Origin of the sequence: Dickeya sp. NCPPB 3274 (assembly GCF_000406205.1) — a bacterium.
Taxonomy (GTDB): Bacteria; Pseudomonadota; Gammaproteobacteria; order Enterobacterales; family Enterobacteriaceae; genus Dickeya; species Dickeya fangzhongdai.
In genome coordinates, this window is record NZ_CM001979.1 from 3296827 (window position 1) to 3319010 (window position 22184).

The window sequence follows — 22184 nt, forward strand, 5'->3', positions numbered from 1 at the left end:
ACTGTGTGATGTTGATTGCAGTTTAAAGACTACTCATTGATTTACCGGAGATCGTTCCCGATATGAAAAAATTAAGCATGTTGATGTTGTCGCTGGGTTTACTGTCCTCCTCCGTCGCACTGGCGCAGACTGAACTGCGTTTTGGGCTGGAAGCGGAATACCCGCCGTTTGAAAGCAAAAACGCCAAGGGCCAGTTGGAAGGATTCGATATCGATCTGGGCAACGCCATTTGTAAAGCAGGCAATTTCAAATGCTCCTGGGTTGAAACCTCGTTTGATGCCCTGATTCCGGCATTGCAAGCCAAAAAGTTCGACGCCATCAACTCCGCGATGAACATCACCGAAAAACGTAAGGAAGCGATCGACTTTACCGCGCCGATCTACCGCATTCCGACCCAACTGGTCGGCAAGCCGGACACCGGTCTGGCGCCGACGCCGGAAGCGCTGAAGGGCAAGAATATCGGCGTGTTGCAGGGATCGATTCAGGAAGTGTACGCCAAGGCGCATTGGGAGCCGAAAGGCGTCACCGTAACCTCTTACAAAGACCAGAATCTGGCGTATGACGACCTGGCGGCAGGCCGTCTGGACGGTACGCTGGTGATGGCGGCGGCCGGTCAGTCCGGTTTCCTCGACAAACCGGAAGGCAAAGGTTTCGCCTTTATCGGCAAAGCGGTGGACGACGCCGCCATTCTGGGCAGCGGTATCGGTTTTGGTCTGCGTAAAAGCGACGCCGCGCTGAAAGCCGAGCTGGATAAAGCCATCAAACAGGTGAAGGACGATGGCACCGTTGAGAAACTGGCGAAAAAATACTTCCCCGGTTTCGACGTGCGGGTGCAGTAACCGCCGCTTCCCGCCGTTCCGCACCCTGAACGGCGGCGAAGAAACGACAAGGCCCGCGCCAGATGGCGACGGGCCTTGTTTTTGGCACAGGCGATTAGCCGGGGAAGCACCTGTTACGGCAACGGCAAATCCTTCAGCCGACCGGGGTGTTGTTTGACCAGGTCCCAGGGAAGGATTTCCCAGCCGGAGCCTTTGCACAGCGACATCAGATTGGGAGTCATTGTCTGGAAATAGATGCCTTTGGGCGTCAGGCTCCAGGGTGCGTTCGCCCACACTTCTGGCGACGTGTAATCACAGGCATCCTCGCTCTCGTCATCCATCGCCTTTGTCTGTTCCGGGTAGAGCCGGGCAAACTGTGCGGCCAGCCATGTCGGCAAGGTTTCCCGCAAATAGTCATCAGGGATAGCGAAGGCATCCGGCACCGGCGATTCGTCGACCCACATCAAATCAGAAAGCCTCAACTCGCTCGCATTGGAGACACGCAGCACCCGAGGCGACACGTCCATATAACCGTGTGCGCCGCCGCAGCTTCTGTCGCCAGATATCACATAGCTGATCACATTCGCCGACAGCAGGCTGATTTTTACCTTGTCATCCGAATGCTCACACTGCGCAACGGCCAGAACCGTGCGCCAGAAGCTGTCTCGCAGCGCCGCGTTTAGGGCAGCGAGTCGTTCCGCCGGGTAGCCCGAGGTCAACTGAAATATCGACAGTTTAGTGTTCGGTTCCTGCCACCATTCCACGTTATAACCGTTAACGACACCTTGTTTGACCATCGCCGGTTCAGCTGTTGCACGCAGCAGATATTCATAAGGCGAGAGCGGGTAGAGCGATTGCATAAAGGGCGACAATCCGGCTGTCGCTATCGGCATCATCTGTGACAGTTTAACGGTGAGCGGCGTACCCTGCCCCTGACGCCACTCGCCCTGCCAGCCATTATTATCGGCAGGACGTAACGTGATGACTGGGCTGCTCGCCGGCTTTGCGTCTGCCTCGTCGTCACTCTCCAATGCATCCACATCAATATTCAGCGTCACCTGCCCCTGCTTGCTGCGCTGGCCGTTAATATGGTGAGTCACACGTTCCGATGCAACAAAATAGCGGCTCTCCACTCGCCCATCCAGCTGAACATCCAGTTCCATCACCACCGGCGTCGTCCCCAACGTGCCGCCATATACCACTGGTTTTGCCTGAGCGATGCCCACCAAACAAACGAAACCCAGCACCAACATCCTTGAGGTCAATTTTAATAAGTTCATGTTAAGTAAACAGATAAGAAAAGGAGCGGATACTATAGTTGAACTGATGTATTTTCACTAACCCACCGGTATTGAATCTATCGTGGATAAAGGCGCACAGCGATAGCTCAACCCATCGGGCTAATGGCATTTTCCCACCCACGCTCTATGCTATGACGAGTCAGGGACAAACGGAGACGCGGTGTGCGCCGACGTGATCCCGGTGATTTTCTTTTCATACAAAAAAGGACAACACCATGAGTCATATCAAACTGTTAGGTATTGCCGGCAGCCTGCGTAAAGCCTCTGCCAACCGGGGATTGCTGCGCGCCGCGCAGTCCGTGCTGCCGGCGGGCGTCACGCTTGAGATCGCCGACCTGCTGGATGTGCCGTTCTATAACGCCGACCTGACCGAGGTTCCCGCCTCGGTGCAGCGTATCGCACGTCAGGCCAGCGAGGCGGACGGCTTCGTATTCGCCTGTACGGAATACAACTATTCGATGGCACCGGCGCTGAAAAACATTCTTGATTGGATCTCCCGCCTGCCGGACACCACCATCCTGAACGACAAACCGGCCGCGCTGATGGGTGCGGGCGGCGGTATGGGCACCTCCCGCGCGCAGTACCACTTGCGACAGAGCTGTATCTACCTGAATATCCATCCGCTGAATAAACCGGAAGTGTTCGCCAACGCCTTTGCCGGCGGTTTTGACGATCAGGGCAACCTGAAAGACGAAAAAATCACCGCGCTGATCGCCGATCAGATGAACGCGCTCGCCGATGCGATTGCACGCGGAAAATAAACCTCGCCTGCAAGCTGCCGCCCGTGATTGGGCGGCAGTCGTTTACGCCGCCACCGTTCCCACCTTCATCATCGCCTCGCTGGCGACCGTCAGCGCCGGGTGACGGCAGAAACGCACCACCTCCCCCACCACCAGCAGGCTGGGTGACTGCGGCTGATAACGCGCCATCAGCGTCGGCAGGGTCGCCAGCGTGGCGGTCAGCAAACGTTGTTCCGACTGGGTGCCGCGCTCGATAATCGCCAGCGGCGTACTGGCGGGCAGCCCATTGGCGATCAATTTCTGGCACAGGCGGCTGGCATGACTCAGCCCCATGTAAAACACCAGCGTCTGCTGGCCGGCGCCGAGCGTTTCCCAATCCAGTTGCGGTTCGCCGTCGCGGGCATGGCCGGTGATAAAACGCACCGACTGAGCACAGTCCCGATGGGTTAATGGCAGCCCCACCGCCGCGGCGCAGCCGGTGGCGGCAGTGATGCCGGGCACCACATGGCAGGTCACGCCCTGCTGCTGTAGATAATCCATTTCCTCGCCGCCGCGGCCGAAAATGAACGGATCGCCGCCTTTAAGCCGCACCACCCGCTGCCCGGCCTGCGCCAGCTCCATCAGCAACTGGTTGATTTGCGGTTGCGGCAGCGCGTGGTGCCCCTGCTGCTTGCCGACGTCAATGCGCAACGTTTCCGGTTGCACCAACGCCATGATATCGGCACAGACCAGTCGGTCATGCACCACCACATCCGCCTGCTGAATCGCCCGCAGCGCCTTGATAGTCAGCAGCTCGACGTCGCCCGGGCCGGCGCCCACCAGCCAGACATCGCCGGCCAGCAGCGGCTGGCGTTGATGGCCCTGCGCCATCAGTGTGTTCAGAGTAGGGTTCATGTTGATGACTCCTTAATCCGGGCGCGGCTCAACCCGCCCGGCGTAATGTGTCCGACGTGGCATAGTGTTGCAGCAACGCCTTCAATTCCGGCACGCAGGACCCGCAGTTGGTCCCGCATTGTAGTTGTTCGCCCAGTTGCGCCACGCTGTGGCACCCCTGACGGATGGCGTCGATAATGCGCTGTTCTCCCACCGCGAAGCAGCTGCAAATAGTCGCCCCTTGCGGCGCTTCGCCCTGCGGCGCGCACCCGGCCAGCAACGCCAGCCGGTCCGACGGCTGTTGCGGCGGCGCGGCAAATGCCGTCAGGATGGTCTCGCGCGCCAGAACCGGCCGGCGCGCGTCGACATACAGCGCCACCGCTACCTGCCCCGATAGCCAGCCAACCGCGTGAAACAGGCCGCCGTCCCCCTGCGCCTGTTGATAGTCGACGCCGTCCAGCCCGTACTGGCGGGCCAGCCAGTCAAGCCAGTGCTCCGGCGTCTGTTCGCCGGCGATCGTGTAATGGGACACACCGTCGGCGGCAATACGGCTCCAGTAGCCGCAATCCGGCGCCGTCACGTCGCCGCGCACAAACAGTTCGCCGAACCAGACGGCAGGCCAGCGCTGGATGCGCACCCGCGCCTGCTTGCTTTCCGGCTGACCGGAATAGGGGTCGGTCACCGCCGCTACCAGACTATCCGCCCGCGCCTGCGCGCTAAACTGCCGGTTCCAGTGCATGGGGACAAAAATGCTGCCGCGTTGCTGTCCGCGCTGGACCTGCGCCCGCGCCAGCATCCAGCCCGACTCGGCGCTGATACGCACCAGTTCGCCGTCGTGGACGCCGGCATTGAGCGCATCCTGCGGGTGAAGATCGCAATAGGGTTCCGGCAGATGGCGCATCAGGCGCGGCGCCTTGCCGGTGCGGGTCATGGTGTGCCACTGGTCGCGTACCCGGCCGGTATTGAGCACCAGTGGATACGCGGGCGACGGCGGATTGGCGGGCAGTTGCGGCGTGATCGCCAGCAAGCGCGCTTTACCGTCCGGGTGCCAGCAGCGCCCGTCGGTATACAATCGCGCGGTACCGTCGCTGACGGCACTGGTGACCGGCCACTGCACCGGCGTCAGTTGCTGCCATTGTTCATTGCTGAGCGTTGCCAGCGCGCTGATGTTGAACGCACGCTGTCCCTGATTCTCAAATCCGGACAAGGCGGCGTGCTCACGGAAGATCTGCGCCGGGTGGCGATAATCGAACGCCGCGCCAAATCCCATGCGTTGCGCCACCTGCGACAGGATCCACCAGTCGGCTTTCGCTTCGCCCGGCGCGGGCAGAAAGGCGCGCTGACGGGAAACGCGGCGCTCGGAGTTGGTAACCGTGCCGTCCTTTTCCCCCCACGCCAGCGCCGGCAGCAGGACATGCGCGCAGTCGGCGGTATCGGTGTGGCGCATCACGTCGGAGACGATCACCAGCGGGCAGCGCAACAGCGCCTGCCGCACCCGATCTGCCTCCGGCATGGAAACCACCGGGTTGGTGCCCATGATCCACACCGCCTTGACCTGCCCGGCTTCAATCGCGCGGAACAGATCCACCGCCATCAATCCCGGCGCCGGCGCCACCCGGTCGCTGCCCCAGAAACGGCCGACCCGGTCCACTTCCTGCGGGCTGAAGCCCATGTGCGCCGCCAGCTGATTCGCCAGCCCGCCCACTTCGCGCCCGCCCATCGCATTCGGTTGACCGGTAATCGAAAAGGGGCCGCACCCGGTCCGGCCGATACGGCCGCTGAACAGATGCACGTTGATGATGGCGTTGCATTTGTCGCTGCCGGAAGAGGACTGGTTGATGCCCTGCGAATAAAGCGTCACCACGTTATCGGTGTCGCTAAACCACTGGTAAAAACAGGCGACGTCCTCGCGGTCCAGTTGGCAGAATTCCGCCACCCGCTCCACCGTCCAGTCATCGGCGGCCGCCAGCGCCGCCTCCACGCCGCTCAGCCCGTCGGGAACCGGAGCGTTCCGCTGCGCCAGCCAGCGCAGCAGCCCGTTGAACAACCCGGCATCGCTGCCGGGCGCCAGCGGCAAGTGCAACTCCGCCGCATCGCAGGTGGCGGTCTGACGCGGATCGATCACCACCACCCGCATGTGCGGGCGCTGCTGTTTGGCCTGCATCAGCCGCTGATACACCACCGGGTGCGCCCAGGCGGTGTTGGACCCGACCAGCACCACCAAATCGGCCTGTTCGATGTCCTCGTAGTTACAAGGTACCGCATCGGCGCCCAGCGCCCGCTTGTACCCGACCACCGCCGATGCCATACACAGCCGGGAATTGGTATCCATGTTGGCGCTGCCGATGAATCCTTTCATCAGCTTGTTGGCGACGTAATAGTCTTCGGTCAGCAGTTGCCCCGAACCGTAAAACGCCACCGCCTGCGGGCCATGCTGCGCAATAATGTCGCCGAGCGACTGCGCTACCCGATCCAGAGCCTGATCCCAGCTGACGCGATGACCGTCAACCAGCGGCCACAGCAGCCGCCCTTGCAGATCCAACGTATCGCCCAATGCCGAGCCTTTGACGCACAACCGCCCCAGATTGGCCGGGTGCTGGCGATCGCCTTCAATGGTCACCCTCCCGTCCGGCTGCGGGGTGGCGATCACCCCGCAGCCCACGCCGCAGTAAGGACAGGTGGTGCGGCAGCCGCTCATAACGCCTCCGCCATGTCGGCCGCCGCCACCGCCATCGGTTCGTTCGCCACCCAGATACGATCCTGTACCACACGCACCGGCCAGGCGCGCACCCGCAGTTGGCTGTCATCCGGGCTAACGCCGTCACGCAGACGCAGACGCTTTTTGTACAACGGCGAAATCACCACCGGCTCGCCCGCCACGTCGCCGACAAGGCCGCGCGACAGCACGTTGGCGCCGCTGCCCGGTTCCTGATTATCGAGCGCGAACACGTGTCCCGCCTGCCCCGGCTGGGCGGCAGGCAGATGAAACAGTGCCACCTGCTGATGTCCGACCCGCGCCGCCATGCCGGCATTCGCCGGAATATCGCAGAGGAAGCCGACGCACTGCCAGCCTTCCACGCCAGCCGCCTCTGATGCTGCCGTCGTCTTCTCCTCCAGACGGGCGGGGCGAGGCTGACCGCGCTCCGGCACCATCACTACCGCTTCATCCGGCGTGTCGCTGTTAAGGAAGGCGCGGAACAACGCCCGGTGTTCGTCATGCGCCAGCGTGGTCTGCCATTCGCACTGATAGCTGTCGATAACCTGGCGCATGTCGTTTTCCAGCTCGTCGGCAATTCCCAGACTGTCGTCGATTACCACCTGCCGCAGGTAGTCGATGCCGCCTTCCAGGTTATCCAGCCAAACGCTGGTGCGCTGCAGGCGGTCGCCGGTACGGATGTAGAACATCAGCAGGCGGTCGATCAGCCGGAACAGGGTATCGGTGTCCAGATCGCTGGCGAACAGGTCGGCATGACGCGGTTTCATGCCGCCATTGCCGCACACATACAGGTTCCAGCCCTTGTCGGTGGCGATCACGCCGATGTCTTTGCCCTGCGCTTCGGCGCATTCGCGGGTGCAACCGGAAACCGCCATCTTGAGCTTGTGCGGCGAGCGCAGCCCTTTGTAACGGTGCTCCAGCGCAATCGCCAGCGAGGTGGAATCCTGCACGCCGTAGCGGCACCAGGTGGAGCCGACGCACGATTTGACGGTACGCAGCGACTTGCCGTAGGCATGACCGGTTTCAAACCCGGCGTCGATCAGCTCCTGCCAGATAGCAGGCAGTTGCTCCAGCCGCGCGCCGAACAGATCGACCCGCTGGCCGCCGGTAATCTTGGTATACAGGTGATAACGTTCGGCCACCTGACCGATGGCGATCAATCCCTGCGGGGTAATCTCGCCGCCGGGAATACGCGGCACTACCGAGTAGGTACCGTCTTTCTGGATATTGGCCAGGAAACGGTCGTTGGTATCCTGCAACGGTACGTGTTCGGGTTTCAGCACATAATCGTTCCAGCAGGACGCCAGCATCGATCCGGCCAGCGGTTTACAGATTTCACAACCCAACCCGTGACCGTGGCGGGCGATCAGCTCGCCAAAACTGCGGATGCGGTTGACGCGGATCAGGTGGTACAGCTCCTGACGCGAATAGGCGAAATGCTCGCAAATGTCTTTTTTTACCTCGATGCCCGACTGCTGCAACTGGTACTCCATCACCTGCTTGAGCAGCGGTACGCAGCCGCCGCAGCCGGTGCCCGCCTTGGTGCAGGCCTTGAGCGACGCCAGATCGGTGCAGCCGTTGTCCACCGCCGCACAGATGTCCGCTTTGCTGACGTTATGGCAGGAGCAGATCTGGGCGCTGTCCGGCAACGCCGCCCCCCCCAGCCCTTTCGGCGCAGCGCCGTCCAGCGCCGGCAGAATCAGGCTTTCCGGGTGCGCAGGTAAGGTCATGTCGTTGAGTTTCATCTGCAACAGCGTGCTGTAATCGCTGCTGTCGCCCACCAGCACCGCCCCCAGCAGCCGTTTGCCGTCCGCCGAAACAATGATTTTTTTATAGACCTGATTCGGTTCGTCGTTCCACTGATAGCTCAGGCTGCCCTCGGTTTTACCGTGAGCATCGCCGATCGACGCCACGTCCACCCCCAGCAGCTTAAGCTTGGTGCTCATGTCGGCGCCGGTGAACGTCTGCTCCTGCTGCGCCAGCCGGGCGGCGACGGTGCGGGCCATCTGATAACCCGGCGCCACCAGCCCGAACATCTGCCCCTGCCATAACGCACACTCGCCAATGGCGAAAATAGCGTCATCTGAAGTCCGGCAATAGTCGTCGATCACGATGCCGCCGCGGGCGCCGATCTCCAGCGCGGCGTCACGCGCCAGCTGATCGCGCGGGCGGATACCGGCGGAAAACAGCACCAGATCGGTTTCCAGCGCCGTGCCGTCGGCGAAATTCATCCGGTGGCGCGCCTGCTCGCCCGCCGTAATCGCGCGGGTTTCCTTGCCGGTGTGCACCTGCAGGCCCAGCGCCTCAATCTTGCGCTTGAGCAGTTGCGCGCCGCCGTCGTCCAGTTGCACCGCCATCAGTCTGGGGGCGAATTCCACCACATGGGTTTCCAGCCCCAGTTGGCGCAGCGCGTTGGCGGCTTCCAGCCCCAGCAGACCGCCGCCCACCACTACGCCGCTGCGCGATTCTCGCGCTTCGGCGGCAATGGCGTCCAGATCCTCCAGCGTGCGATACACCAGACAGCCGGGGCGATCGTTGCCCGTCATCGGCGGCACGAACGGATAGGAACCGGTCGCCAGCACCAGCCGGTCGTACGGGGTTTCCTGGCCGTTCGCGTCGCGCACGCAGCGGCGTTGACGGTCAATCTTCGTCACCTGGCAACCGGTGCGCAATTCAATGTCGTGCTGTTCGAAAAAGCCCTCGCTGACCATTGACAGGGATTCGGCGCTGCGACCGGCAAAATACTCGGACAAATGTACCCGGTCATAGGCCGGATGGCGTTCCTCGCCAAACACCACCACGTGATACTGTTGGTGCAGGCTGCGTTCCACCAGTTGCTCCAGAAAGTGGTGCCCGACCATGCCGTGCCCCACTACCACCAATACGGGTTTACTCATGACAGAAATCCTTACGGCCGCAGGCCGTATGTCTACTTCAGGAAAAGACAGACCAAACAAAAGCGACGACGGTGCCGATGGCAGCCTGGTCTCCATGGCCGCCAGCAGTTGCGGACTGTCGCTGACATGACCGAACAGCAGCGCACCGCATAACCGGTCGTCGCGGAATATCAGGCGGCGATAATGGCCGCCGAGCGGGTCTGACAGCGAGTGGAGTCGATCGCCCTCCTGCGGGTGCAACTCCCCCGCGCTCACCACGTCAATCCCGGTAACTTTCAATCGGGTGGCCAGCGCCGCCGGCGCGTAATCCGCCGCCGGTTGCCCCGCCAGCCGGGCGGCCAGCACATCGGCCTGCGCCAGACAGGGCGCCACCAGCCCGACCGTTTCACCCTTCACTTCAGCGCACTCGCCGAATGCGCTGACGTATTCATCGGCGGTGCGCAACTGGCCGTCCGCCAGAATGCCGCGCCCGCATGCCAGGCCGCTGTCGCGAGCCAGCTCACACACCGGCTGCACCCCGGTCGCCACCACCACCAGACCGGCAGGCAAGCGGGTACCGTCAGCCAGTTCGACCGCCTCCACCTGCTCGTCGCCGGACGATTCATTACCGGACAATTCGTTACCGGATAATGCCTGAATCTGCACGCCGGTCAGGCAACGGATGCCGCGCTCATGCAGCCGGGCGCACAACAGGTCGCTGGCGGTGGCGTCGAGCTGACGCTCCATCAGCCGGGCGTGGCGGTGCAGCAGCGTCACCGCGGCGCCCTGCAGTCGCAGCGCGGCGGCGGCTTCAATCCCCAGTAATCCGCCGCCGATCACCACCGCCGGCTTTCCCTGTCGCACCGCCGCCCACATCCGCTCGACGTCATCCAACGTGCGAAAGCCCATCACGCCCGGCAGGTCGATGCCCGGCAACGGCGGCATAAACGGGCGGGAACCGGTGGCGAACACCAGTTGGTCATAGGTCAGGCGACGGCGATCGGTAATCACTTCCCGCGTAGCCCGATCAATACGTAGCGCCGACTCGCCGGTCAGTATGGTCACGTCCATCGTTGCCGGCGCCGGCTCTAACTGCGTGTCCTCAAAGGTTTTTTCGCCCCCCAGCACCGAGGAAAGCAGCACGCGGTTATAGCTGTCGCGCGGCTCGCGATCGATGACGGTGACGCGGTAGCGTTGCGGTGCCAGTTGCCCCAGTCGCTTTACCAGCCGCGCGCTGGACAGACCGTTGCCGATAATCACCAGATGCGCGCTCATCGCTGCTTCCTCCCGTCAGGCCGCGTGCGGCTGCTTCTCATACAGGAAATGCAGCACCTGCTGACGGTACTGGTGATAACGCGGGTCATCCGCCAGCGCGACGCGAGCGCGCGGGCGTTCCAGCGCCACCGTCATGATCTCGCCCACCGTGGCCGCCGGGCCGTTGGTCATCATCAGCACCCGGTCGGAGAGCAACACCGCCTCATCCACGTCATGGGTTATCAGCACGATGGTGGTGTTCAGCCGCAGCTGGATTTCCATCACCGCGTCCTGCAAATGGGCGCGGGTCAGCGCATCCAGCGCGCCGAACGGTTCGTCCATCAGCAGCACCTTGGGTTTCATCGACAGCGCGCGGGCGATGCCCACCCGCTGCTTCATACCGCCGGAAATCTCGTGCGGGCGCTGGTTCAGCGCGTGCCCCATGTGCACCAGCTCCAGGTTATGGACGATCCACTCGTGCATCTCCGCCTTGTTCATCTGGCCGCGGAATACCTGCTTCACCGCCAGCGCGACGTTGTCGTAGGTGGTGAGCCACGGCAGCAGCGAATGGTTCTGAAATACCACCGCCCGCTCCGGCCCCGGACCGTCGATTTCGCGGTTGTCGCACAGCAGGCCGCCGCTGGTCGGCAGCGTCAGCCCGGCAATCAGGTTGAGCAGCGTTGATTTGCCGCAGCCGGAGTGCCCGATCAAACTTATGGTTTCCCCGGTATGGATATCGAAACTCACGTTATCGAGCGCCAGAAACGAACCGCCGGCGGTGGAAAAACGCTGACTGACCTGCTGAATACGGATAATCGGTTGATCGCGCATACGTTTCTCCTTAACGGGTTTCATAGCTGAAGCGTCTGGCCAGCAACATCAGCCCTTGCTCAAGTAACAGCCCGACCACGCCAATCACCAGAATGGCGATGATGATGTTGGGCACGTTGAGGTTGTTCCACTCGTTCCAGATCCAGAAGCCGATACCGATGCCGCCGGTCAGCATTTCCGCCGCCACGATCACCAGCCAGGCGATGCCGATCGACAGCCGCACCCCGGTCAGCACGCTCGGCAGCACCGCCGGCAGCAGGATCTTGCGCATGATGGTGAATTCGGACAGCTTCAGCACCCGCGCCACGTTGAGATAATCCTGCGGAATCTGGCGCACCCCCTCGGCGGTGTTGAGGATCATCGGCCAGATGGAGCAGATAAAAATGGTCCAGCTGGAAGCCGGCTCGGCGCGCTGGAACAGCAGCAGGCCGATGGGCAGCCACGCCAGCGGGCTGACCGGACGCAACAGCGAAATAATCGGGTTGAACATCGCCGCCATAAACCGGAAGCGGCCAATCAGGAAACCGGCGGGAATCCCCACCAGCGCCGCCAGCCCGAAACCGATGCCGACGCGCTCAAGCGACGCCAGCACGTTCCAGCCGATGCCCTGATCGTTGGGGCCGGCCACGTAAAAGGGGTCGGCAAAAATGCTCTGCGCCGCCAGCCAGGTCTGCCACGGCGTCGGGAAACCTTTGCTGCTCAGCGCCGCGAGCTGCCAGACCGCCAGCAGCAGGATCATGCCGACGCCGCCCGGCAGCAGCCGGGACAGCCATCGGCTCAGGCGCGGCCGCCAGACGGCGCGCGGCGAGGCGACGGTCGGCGCCGGTGCAGCGACGCCGACGGTTTCAGGTAAGGCGAGTAATGGTAGCGTCGGTCGCGACCGCGTTGTGGTGCGGCGTGTCAGTCGGCTCCGGCACGATCGAAAGAATCTGGGCTTGCGTTTTCATGGTCGCTCTCCGTTACTTTTTCACGCTGAAGCTGTTGGCATAACCGGCCGGATCGCTGCCGTCCCAACGCTTGCCGTCAATCAATACGCTGCTGCGCATCTCGCCGGACGGCAGCGGCACGTTGCCGACCGCACTGGCCGCCTGCTTGTAGATATCGATGCGGTTGACCTGGCGGGCCACCGCCTGATAGTCCGGCTCCTGCGCCAGCAGGCCCCAGCGTTTGTGCTGGGTGAGGAACCACATCCCGTCCGACAGATACGGGAAGTTCACTTCGCCGTCGTGGTAGAAGCGCATAGCGTGCGCGTCCTGCCAGCTTTTGCCCGCGCCGTTGTCGTATTGCCCCAGCATACGGCCGACAATCGTCTCCTCCTGGGTGTTGACATACGCCCGCCCGGCGATGACGCGGGCGGTTTCGCGCCGGTTGTCGTCCGAGCTATCGATCCAACGCGAGGCTTCCAGCACCGCCGCCGTCAGCGCGCGGGCGGTATTGGGGTTGGCGTTAACCCACTCGGCGCTGGTGCCGAGAACCTTCTCCGGATGATCCGGCCAGATATCCTGCGAGGTGGCGGCGGTAAAGCCGAGGCCGTCGGTAATCGCGCGCTGGTTCCAGGGTTCGCCGACGCAGAAACCGCTCATGTTGCCGATCTTCATGTTCACCACCATCTGCGGCGGCGGCACTACCACGGTGCGCACGTCGTCAAACGGATTGATGCCGGCTGCGCCCAGCCAGTAATAGAGCCACATGGCGTGGGTGCCGGTAGGAAACGTCTGGGCGAAGGTGTAAGTCCCCGCCGGGCTGGCCGCAATAAACCGCTTCAGGCTGGCGGCATCGCTCACGCCGGCTTCGCGCAGCTTATTGGACAGGGTGATAGCCTGACCGTTGTTGTTCAGCGTCATCAGCGCCGCCATATTGTGCTGCGGCCCCGACGCGCCGGCCTGCAGGCCGTACAGCAGCCCGTAAAGCACGTGCGCCGCGTCCAGTTCGCCGGACACCAGCTTGTCGCGCACCGCGGCCCAGCTCGCTTCCTTACTCGGCACAATGGTGATGCCGTATTTCTTGTCAAAACCTTTTACCGACGCCATCACCACCGATGCGCAGTCGGTCAACGGAATAAAGCCGATGCGCACCTCTTTCTTCTCCGGGGCATCGGAACCGGCCGCCCAGGCGCGGTTCATTATTCCCGGCAGCAGCATGGCGCCGCCCAGCGCGGCGCTCCCCACCAGAAACTGGCGACGGGAAAACGTATTGGTTTTGTTATCGGTTGTGGGATCACTCATCAACGACACCTCGGCAACCCGCCGTTTCGGCGGCAAAAACAAAAAGGCGTCCATAAGCCATGCGAAAATTCGCACGCTTATGGACGCCTTTGCCCAGCGCTTTCCCGTACCGCCATTAGCACGAAAAAGTCGCAGTGAATTGTTACCGGAGATGAAGCAAGGTGTGTGCCAACCTGTCAGATATCCCTGTGACCTGACAGCACATTGGGTGGACCGTCCATGCCGCGCCGGATAACCGACACGTCCCGATGGGGCTATTTTGCTCGCCGCAAGCGCGGCTAATATTGAGCTGGATCAATTCAGCCGGGATATCAGGCCGATGGCGAAAACGAACCACTGCCGCTATGCACGTCAGAGCGGTGGGAAGAGAGCGGCTTCGGCTGCACCGTTATCTGGCAAATCACGCACGCTTTATGTGCATTCATGACCAGCGTATTCAGTTAGCGCCATGCGAACTCGCCGCTTTCCATCAGGGGTTATTCTGAAACACATCCGCCACCGCCAGCATGGCGTTGGCAATCTCGATCAGTTTCTTGTTCTGGTTCATCGCCATACGACGCAGGGTTTTATACGCCTCTTCTTCGCTTAAGCCCCGGTGCTGCATCAGCACCCCTTTGGCCCGGTCGATTTGGCGCCGTTCATCCAGCGTCGCGCGCATCGCCGCCAGTTCATGATCCAGCGCCTGCAAACGCCGCGCCTGCTGTTGCACCAGCGACAGCAGCGAACGCCCTAGCTGCGGCCGCACGCCGTCGCTGTCGAGCCAGCTGTGCGCCGCCGCGCCCTGCTCCATCTCCGAGCGGGCGATAAACACCGAATAGCTGTGGTCTTCGCCCTGCTGCGCCGCCATCAGGCCGGCGACATCCGCCTGCTGGTCAAGGCAAGCCTGCTCGGCGGCGGCGATGCGATCGCGGCACAGTTGCATCAGCGTCTGCTCCAGCCGATCCTCGATTTGCTTCATGGCGTCGATGCGCGCCGTCGCCAGCGCGAACCATTGCAGGCTGCCTTCCAGCGGCAGGTTGTCCGGCGCGCGGGTGCAGGCCACGCGCCGCAGTCGTTCAAATTCCCGATCGGTCGCCAGCGATAGCCAGCGCTCACGGCTGACGTCATCGGCGAAATTGGCGAAGGTATCGAAGCAACGCTCCTGACGTTCGATCAGATCCAGCAATGTCTGCTGAGTACTGACCGGAAATTCGCCGGCGGCAAACGCAGCGGCGCCGACTGCTCGCTCCTGACCAGCCAATTCCTTGCCCTGCATGAAACTGAACATCGCCACCAGCGCGCGGGCGATCACCGGTTCCGCCGCGGTATCCGACACTTCGAACACCAACGTCAATAGATGGCGGATAATGTCGTTAAACACCGTCATCGCGTCCGACTGCGGCAACGCGCGCTGACGCACCTGCTGGCGCAGCGACGGCAGCAATCCCAGCGTGTAGACCACGCTGGCGGCACGGCTGAACAGCCGGCTGGCCTGCGGTAACGACCCGGCGCGCTGCGCCAGGTCATCCAGTTGCTCCATAAATTGCGACTCGGCCTGTCGCACATCCTGCTCACGCTGCGGCAGTTCATCCACGCACAGCCGCCCGTCCGAACACAGGAACAGGTTGGAGGTACCGCGTTCGCGTTGCAGCATGTGCACCAGTTGGCTGATGCGCCCTACCAGCTCGCCGCTTTGCAGCAGCCCGCGCAGGCTATTCAGTTCACACTGACGCGAAGCCATCAGAAAACGAATTGTCGTTGAAGGGTCCGCCACCATTCTCTCTTCTCTCTACACCGCTGATTGCCACATTATGCAATACTCATGCAAATAGTGCGCCTGACGCAAATAGTGCACCTGAAGCAAGTAGCGCACCGGCAAATAGTGCGCCAGCTCAGGCGGTTGTGCAACCAACGGGCTGACCGGCGCCAAACCGGCGCGTGACACTCGGTGCGGCAGGGGAAAACGTTCGGGGAAATGATACCGCCCGACGTACGCCGGGCGGTGGTGGTATGAGAGAGCGCCCGTATCAATGTCACAGCGACATGGCACGCACGCATCGTCTGATGAGATTACCGATCCAGGTTGCTCTGCGGCCCGACGTTATTCTCCACCATCGATTTCACCTGTGAGTAGCCGACCGGCGTCACGCTGCCCAGCGCTGTCTTCACGGACTCCGACACCTTGATATCGCTCATTACGTCCGGGTTAACGATAAATTTGTCGATATTCGCTGTTGCGAAATTACTGACGCAGTCGCGTCCCAGCACCGAACGGCAGGTTGATTGCTGTGCGCCGATATTGGCATCCAACGTAGCGAACATCTTATTTTTGTCCGGGGTATCGCCATACAGGAAGATGGGGAGGAAATAACGATTGCCGGGAACGAAATAATTGCCTTCCACAAAGGCAATCGCATCGTCATGACCGCGGATGCCCATGTAATAGTTCGAGTCGAACAGGTTATTCACCAGATGCACAATACCGCCGTTTGCGGCGCTACTTTGCTTGCCAATCTCCGGAGAACGACCGGCAGAATTATAAATCCGGTTGCCAATCAGCGTAATGCTCTGATTTTCCGCTACCAGCAACATCATCCAGTAATGACGGTTGTCGCAATAATGCCCGGCTTCGGTAGTGCCATCCAGGAAATTATTGGAAATGGTCACATTAGCGGCAGTGCCCCAGCCGGTCACAATCATCTGACGGCCAATACGGGAAATATAGTTGTGGTCAATCCAGATGCGGCTGGCGTTATCAATGCTAATCGCATCGCCGGCCCAAATAACGCTTTCGTTAATATCGGTAATCGACAGATTGCGGACAATAATATTGGACACGCCGCCGCGCATAATCACCCCTTTGCCTTTGATGCCGGCATCTTTGCCGACGCCAATCAGGGTTTTGTTCGAGCCGATCAGCAGCGGCGTTTTACCGGCCGCATCATAGGTGATGTTGTAGGTCGGCTTTCCATCGCAATAGTTGGCGACCGACAGGATACGCTCCATTTTACCGTTCACTGCACAGCTATTATTGGAGTAAGTACAGCCGAGGTCGGTGCGGGTGCCTTCCAGACTACTGAAATCGATGACCGACTTCAGTTGGATCACGCGCGGGGTCGTGTCTTTACAAACGCCGTCGACCACGTTATCACACAGCGCCCGTTTCAATTCATCCGGCGTGGTTACCGTCACGACATCGCCGCCCGCGCCGCCGGTCACACCGGCGCCAAAACCGACCGGCGCACTTTTGAATTCCAGCCCCACCGTTTTCTTGTCGTCCATGGTCAGGGTGCAGGTATCGCTGCCGCCGCACGCGGCGGCATCGCCGGTCCAGGTTTTCACGCCGTAGCTGCCGTATGGGCTGGCTTTCAGCGTCAGTTGGGTACCGGCAGGATAACTGCTGCCGGAGGCCGCGCCGGTAATGGCGCCCTGGGGCGAGGCATTGAGCGTCAGTGTGTAAGTCGTCGCCGCCGTCGACCAGGTCGGCAACGCCGCCAGCAGAGACATCGACAGCGCCATGATGCCGACGCGCCCGCGGCGGATTGCCGCATACGGACGGCCGGTCACGCCTTTTCCGATTGCCGGTGTCGGGTTAGCGGAAAACACTATCCGCTGAGTATTATTATTATTCATGAGATATTCTCCTTGCATTTATATTTCTTATCCTGATAGGCAGGTTTTAGTTTTCTCTGAAACGCCATCCAAATTCATTACAAAATGTTATTCCGGCGTCCACATAAACAGACACCAAACCTATTATTCAACAACGAATCAGGAATGAGCGCAGCGGAGTATTACAAAATCCACACTGGCATGCATTATTAACGACACTGTTCATACCAGAAAATAATGACAGAAAAATGATAATAAAAACATATTGGACGTAGCGTTGCCATTGTTGTATTAAGTCACAATGCCCGACTTGTAAAAATAAAAACAGCAATCAAAATATAACCAAAAATTAAGAAGGCAGAGCCGGGAAATAATACCCGCTCTGCCGAAAAATATTATTTCACCCCGCCACCCAATACATTATACAGCGTAATCAAATTATCCAGCCGCGACTGTTCCAGGCTGAGCAACGACTGACGGGCGCTGTACAGCGTACGCTGGGCATCCAGTACGTTGAGATAGGTATCGACTCCGGCGCGGTAGCGGTTGCTGGCCAGTTGATAACTGCGCTCGGCCGCCGCCACGTAATCGCGTTGCGCCGCCTGCTGCTCATCAATCGTGCCTTTGCGCGCCAGCGCGTCGGCCACTTCGCGAAACGCGGTCTGCAGCGTTTTCTCGTAACTGGCGACATAGCCCTGTTTTTCCGCCTCGGCGTAGCGCAGCGCCGACAGGTTGGCGCCGCCGTCGAAGACAGGCAGGCTGACGGCCGGCGCCAGCGACCAGACGTGCGCGCCGCCGCTAAACAGCGACGACAGCGCCTCGCTGCTCAGGCCGTTGCTGGCGGTCAGAGTAATGCTGGGGAAGAACGCCGCCCGCGCCGCACCGATATTGGCGTTGGCCGATTTCAGGGTATGTTCCGCCGCCTGCACATCCGGACGGCGCAACAGCGCGGCGGACGAAATACCGGCGGCTACCGGTTTCACCGCCTGCGCCAGCGACGCCACATCCGCAGGCAACAGCGCCTCCGGCACCGGGCGCCCGGCCAGCAGATCCAGCGCATTCTTATCCTGCGCTTCGGTGGTCTGCGCGCTGGCGACGTCCGCCCGCGCCTGCTGGTAGACGGTTTCCGCCTGCGCTACATCCACCGCCGACGCCACGCCGTTACGCAACCGGCCGCGGGTCACCGCCAGCGACTGCCCGGCGCTCTCCATCGTCTGACGAGCCAGCGCCAAATTGCTGCGAGCGGTCGCCAGCGCCACCCAGGCGGTGGACGTATCGGCGATCAGCGTCAGCCGGGTACTGGCGGCGGTGGCGGCGCTGGACAGATATGCCTCCCGCGCCGCGCCGGTCAGGCTGCGGTTTTTACCAAACAAATCCAGCGTAAAGGCGCTGGTGGACAGGCTGGCGCCGTAGCTGCTGCTCAATACCGTACCGTTGCCGCTGCTGCTGAGCGAACGGCTGCGATCGCCATCTATCCCGGCGTTGATGGTCGGCAGCAACGCCGCGCGCTTTTCGCCCAGCTGCGCGCGCGCCGCTTCCACATCGGCAATCGCTTTGCGCAGATCACGGTTGTCCGACAACGCCATGTCGATAACCTGACGCAGGCGATCGTCCACCAGCACCTCGCGCCACGGGATATCATCCGCCGGCTGGCGGGCCGCCGCCGCATGATAGGCCGCCCCTTGCGGCCAGGCGTCAGGCACCGGCGCGGACGGCCGCTGATAGTGCGGATCCAGCGAACAGCCGGATAACAGCATAGCGCCGGTCAGTAAGGTCATGATAACGCGCATCAGTTTTCTCCCTGCGTAGGCGTAGGCATCGAGGTTGATGGCGATGTTTGCGTGTGGCGGCCGGGGAATACCCGTCTGACCAGCACAAAGAACATCGGCACCAGAAAAATCGCCAGCACGGTGGCGGTCAGCGTACCGCCGACAATACCGCTGCCGATGGAGATACGGCTGTTGGCGCCTGCGCCGGTCGCCACCGCCAGCGGGAATACCCCGGCGATAAACGCCATCGACGTCATCAGCACCGGCCGCAGACGCGTACGCGCCCCTTCCAGCGCCGCTTCATACAGCGTGGCGCCGCGCCGGTAAGCGGCCTCGGCGAACTCCACGATCAGAATGGCGTTCTTGGCCGACAGGCCGATGGTGGTGAGCAACGCCACCTGAAAATAGACGTCGTTTTCCAGCCCGCGCAATGTCGCGGCCAGCACCGCGCCCACCACCCCGAGCGGGATTACCATCATCACCGAGAACGGAATACTCCAGCTTTCATACAGCGCCGCCAGACACAGGAACACCACCAGAATCGACATGGCGTAGAGCGATATCGCCTGCCCGCTGGCCAGCCGTTCCTGATAGGAGAGCTCGCTCCAGGCAAAGGTGGTGCCGGCAGGCAGCGCGCGCGCCAGCGCTTCCATTTCGTCCATCGCCTTGCCGGAGCTGACGCCGGGCGCGCCGGTGCCCTGAATTTCGTAAGACGCCAGCCCGTTATAACGCGACAGGCTTTCCGGGCCGTAGCTCCAGCGGGTGGCGGCAAAGGCGGAGAACGGCGTCATCACGCTGTTGCCGCTGCTGTCGCTGCCGCGTACGAACCATTTGTCGAGATCCGACGGCTGGCCGCGCGAGCCGGCATCGCCCTGAATGTAGACTTTCTTCACCCGACCGCGATCGATGAAGTCGTTGACGTAGGTGCCGCCCCAGGCGCTGCTCAACGTGCTGGTGACATCGCTGATCGACAGCCCTAACGCACGGATTTTGGCGTAGTCGAGGTCCACCTGTAGCTGCGGCATCTGTACCAGATCGTTGGGGCGTACTGCGGACAGCCGCGGATTCTTCGCCGCCTCCGCCAGCAGTTGATCGCGCAACTCCAGTAAACGACCGCGGTCGGTATTGCCGGTAGCCTGCAATTCAAAGGTAAAGCCGTCAGACTGGCCCAGCCCCTGCACCGCCGGCGGCGACATGGTGAACACCTGCGCGTCGCGAATGGCGGACAGCGCCTGCATGGCGCGATGGGCGATGGCGTCGGAACTGTTCGCGCTGCCGGGGCGCTGGCTCCAGTTCTTCAGCGCCACAAACGCCATCCCGGCATTCTGGCCGCTGCCGCTGAAGTTGAAGCCGGAAATCACGAAAATGGCTTCAACATTGTTTTTTTCCTCGGTGAGGAAATAGTGCTCGATGCGCTCCCCCACCTTACTGGTGCGGGCTTCGGTGGCGCCAGCCGGCAACGTAAACTGCACCATCACGTCGCCCTGATCCTCGTTAGGCAGGAAGCCGCCCGGCAGCCGCAGGAACAGTAAGCCCAACGCCACGATCAGCAGACCGTACAGCGCCAGATAGCGCCACGGTCCGGTAATGACATGCGCCACTCGCCCGGTATAGCGCTGCTGCAAACGGTCATACCCGCGGTTGAAACGGGCGAAGAAACCGTTGCCGTCCGGCGACGAATGTGCCGCCGGTTTCAGCAACGCCGCGCACAGCGCCGGCGTCAGCGTCAACGCCACCACCACCGACAGCAGCATGGAAGACACGATGGTGATGGAGAACTGCCGATAGATCACCCCGGTCGATCCGCCGAAGAATGCCATCGGCAGAAACACCGCGCTCAACACCAGCGCCACCCCGACCAGCGCGCTGGAAATCTCGCGCATCGACTGTTCCGTGGCCGCCACCGGCGACAGCCCCTGATCGCGCATCAACCGCTCGACGTTTTCCACCACCACGATGGCGTCATCCACCAGCAGGCCGATCGCCAGCACCATGCCGAACAGCGTCAGGGTATTGATGGAGTACCCGAACACCGCCAGCACGCCGAACGTCCCCAGCAATACCACCGGTACCGCCACCGCCGGGATCAGCGTGGCGCGCAGGTTCTGCAGGAACAGAAACATCACCAGCACCACCAGGGCGATGGCTTCAAACAGGGTCTGCACCACCTCTTCCACCGACACCTTGATAAAGTCGGTGCTGTCTTTCGGGTAGGACACCTCGTAGCCTTGCTGCATCTGCGGGGTGAACTCCGCCACTTTGGCTTTCACCCGCTCCGCCGTCGCCAGCGCATTGGCGCCGGACGACAGCATCACCGCGATACCGGCGGCGGGGTGACCGTTCAGCCGGGTGGTGGTGGTGTAGTCCTCGTTGCCCAGTTCGACCCGCGCCACGTCGCCGAGACGCACCAGCGCGCCGCTGGATTCGCTTTTGACGATGATGTCGCGGAACTGCGCCGGGGTTTTCAGCCGCGATTGCGCGGTGACGGTCGCGGTCAATTGCTGATCGCTGCTGGCGGGCTGCGCGCCGATTTTCCCGGCCGACACCTGAGTGTTCTGCGCTTCGATCGCGGAGGAAATATCCGACGGCATCAGGCTATAAGCCGCCAGTTTGGTCGGGTCCAGCCAGATGCGCATCGCGTACTGGGAACCGAACACCTGTACGCTGCCGACGCCTTCCACCCTGGAGAGCGGGTCCTGTAGGTTGCTGACCATGTAGTCGGCGATGTCGGCGGCGGTGCTTTTATCCGTGGTGTCGTATAACGCCATGATCAGCAGGAAATCCTGCTGGGACTTGGTCACCGTGATGCCTTGCTGTTGCACTTCAGTGGGCAGGCGGCTGGTGGCCTGTTGCACCTTGTTTTGCACCTGCACCTGCGCGGTATCCGGGTTGGTGCCCTGCGTAAACGTGGCGGTGATGCGCACATCGCCGCTCGAATCGCTGGAGGAAGAAAAATAGAGCAACCCGTCCAGCCCGGTGAGCTGCTGCTCAATCACCTGGGTCACGCTGTTTTCCAGCGTGTCGGCGGAAGCGCCGGGGTAACTGGCTTTGATGGCGACGGAGGGCGGCGCCACATTCGGGTACTGCGCCACCGGCAGCGATTCAATCGACAACGCGCCCGCCAGCATGATGACAATGGCGATCACCCAGGCAAACACCGGGCGATGAATAAAGAAACGGGAGAACATGA

Annotated in this window: 12 protein-coding genes and 1 pseudogene; 2 read left to right on the top strand and 11 right to left on the bottom strand. The window is 61.7% G+C overall.

Translation table 11 applies throughout. From position 1 onward, the window contains the following. Window positions 1-62: 62 nt before the first annotated feature. Window positions 63-839, top strand: a complete 777-nt coding sequence (locus DXX3274_RS14765) for an ABC transporter substrate-binding protein (protein ID WP_038667583.1) — start codon at window positions 63-65, stop codon at window positions 837-839. A gap of 113 nt (window positions 840-952) precedes the next feature. On the opposite strand, the gene DXX3274_RS14770 is transcribed toward DXX3274_RS14765, so the two are convergent. Then, window positions 953-2071, bottom strand: a complete 1119-nt coding sequence (locus DXX3274_RS14770) for a hypothetical protein (RefSeq protein ID WP_238556045.1) — start codon at window positions 2069-2071, stop codon at window positions 953-955. A gap of 263 nt (window positions 2072-2334) precedes the next feature. Between DXX3274_RS14770 and DXX3274_RS14775 the strand changes: the two genes are divergently transcribed. After that, window positions 2335-2880 carry an NADPH-dependent FMN reductase gene (locus DXX3274_RS14775; RefSeq protein ID WP_042860436.1) on the top strand — a complete coding sequence of 182 codons (546 nt, stop codon included), beginning with the start codon at window positions 2335-2337 and terminating at the stop codon, window positions 2878-2880. Between the two features lie 42 nt (window positions 2881-2922). Here the strand turns inward: DXX3274_RS14775 and cobA are convergent, their stop codons facing one another. The 10 genes and pseudogenes from cobA to DXX3274_RS14825 all read right to left on the bottom strand — a co-directional run bounded on the left by cobA (window position 2923) and on the right by DXX3274_RS14825 (window position 22182). Beyond that, window positions 2923-3753 (bottom strand): uroporphyrinogen-III C-methyltransferase, encoded by an 831-nt coding sequence (cobA, locus tag DXX3274_RS14780; protein ID WP_042860437.1) that lies wholly within the window; start codon window positions 3751-3753, stop codon window positions 2923-2925. A gap of 28 nt (window positions 3754-3781) precedes the next feature. Continuing rightward, the gene (locus DXX3274_RS14785) at window positions 3782-6430 is read right to left on the bottom strand and encodes a nitrate reductase (protein WP_042860438.1); all 2649 of its coding nucleotides are present in this window, start codon (window positions 6428-6430) and stop codon (window positions 3782-3784) included. Continuing rightward, the gene (gene nirB / locus DXX3274_RS14790; RefSeq protein ID WP_084478796.1) at window positions 6427-10599 is read right to left on the bottom strand and encodes a nitrite reductase large subunit NirB; all 4173 of its coding nucleotides are present in this window, start codon (window positions 10597-10599) and stop codon (window positions 6427-6429) included. Before nirB ends, DXX3274_RS14785 begins: the two co-directional genes overlap by 4 nt. Before the next feature lie 15 nt (window positions 10600-10614). Continuing rightward, the gene (locus tag DXX3274_RS14795; RefSeq protein WP_042860439.1) at window positions 10615-11409 is read right to left on the bottom strand and encodes an ABC transporter ATP-binding protein; all 795 of its coding nucleotides are present in this window, start codon (window positions 11407-11409) and stop codon (window positions 10615-10617) included. Between the two features lie 10 nt (window positions 11410-11419). Next, window positions 11420-12356: pseudogene (gene ntrB, locus DXX3274_RS14800) on the bottom strand (nitrate ABC transporter permease). Window positions 12357-12368: 12 nt separating this feature from the next. Continuing rightward, entirely contained in the window at window positions 12369-13634 is a 1266-nt protein-coding gene (locus DXX3274_RS14805; RefSeq protein ID WP_042862143.1) for a CmpA/NrtA family ABC transporter substrate-binding protein, read from the bottom strand. A 469-nt stretch (window positions 13635-14103) separates the two neighbouring features. Beyond that, window positions 14104-15390 (bottom strand): nitrate regulatory protein, encoded by a 1287-nt coding sequence (locus DXX3274_RS14810; RefSeq protein WP_042860440.1) that lies wholly within the window; start codon window positions 15388-15390, stop codon window positions 14104-14106. 293 nt (window positions 15391-15683) lie between these two features. Beyond that, window positions 15684-17246 carry a right-handed parallel beta-helix repeat-containing protein gene (locus tag DXX3274_RS14815; RefSeq protein WP_050569884.1) on the bottom strand — a complete coding sequence of 521 codons (1563 nt, stop codon included), beginning with the start codon at window positions 17244-17246 and terminating at the stop codon, window positions 15684-15686. A 374-nt stretch (window positions 17247-17620) separates the two neighbouring features. Continuing rightward, entirely contained in the window at window positions 17621-19015 is a 1395-nt protein-coding gene (locus DXX3274_RS14820; RefSeq protein WP_042860441.1) for an efflux transporter outer membrane subunit, read from the bottom strand. Then, window positions 19015-22182 carry an efflux RND transporter permease subunit gene (locus DXX3274_RS14825; RefSeq protein WP_042860443.1) on the bottom strand — a complete coding sequence of 1056 codons (3168 nt, stop codon included), beginning with the start codon at window positions 22180-22182 and terminating at the stop codon, window positions 19015-19017. Before DXX3274_RS14825 ends, DXX3274_RS14820 begins: the two co-directional genes overlap by 1 nt. Between the last annotated feature and the right edge of the window lie 2 nt (window positions 22183-22184).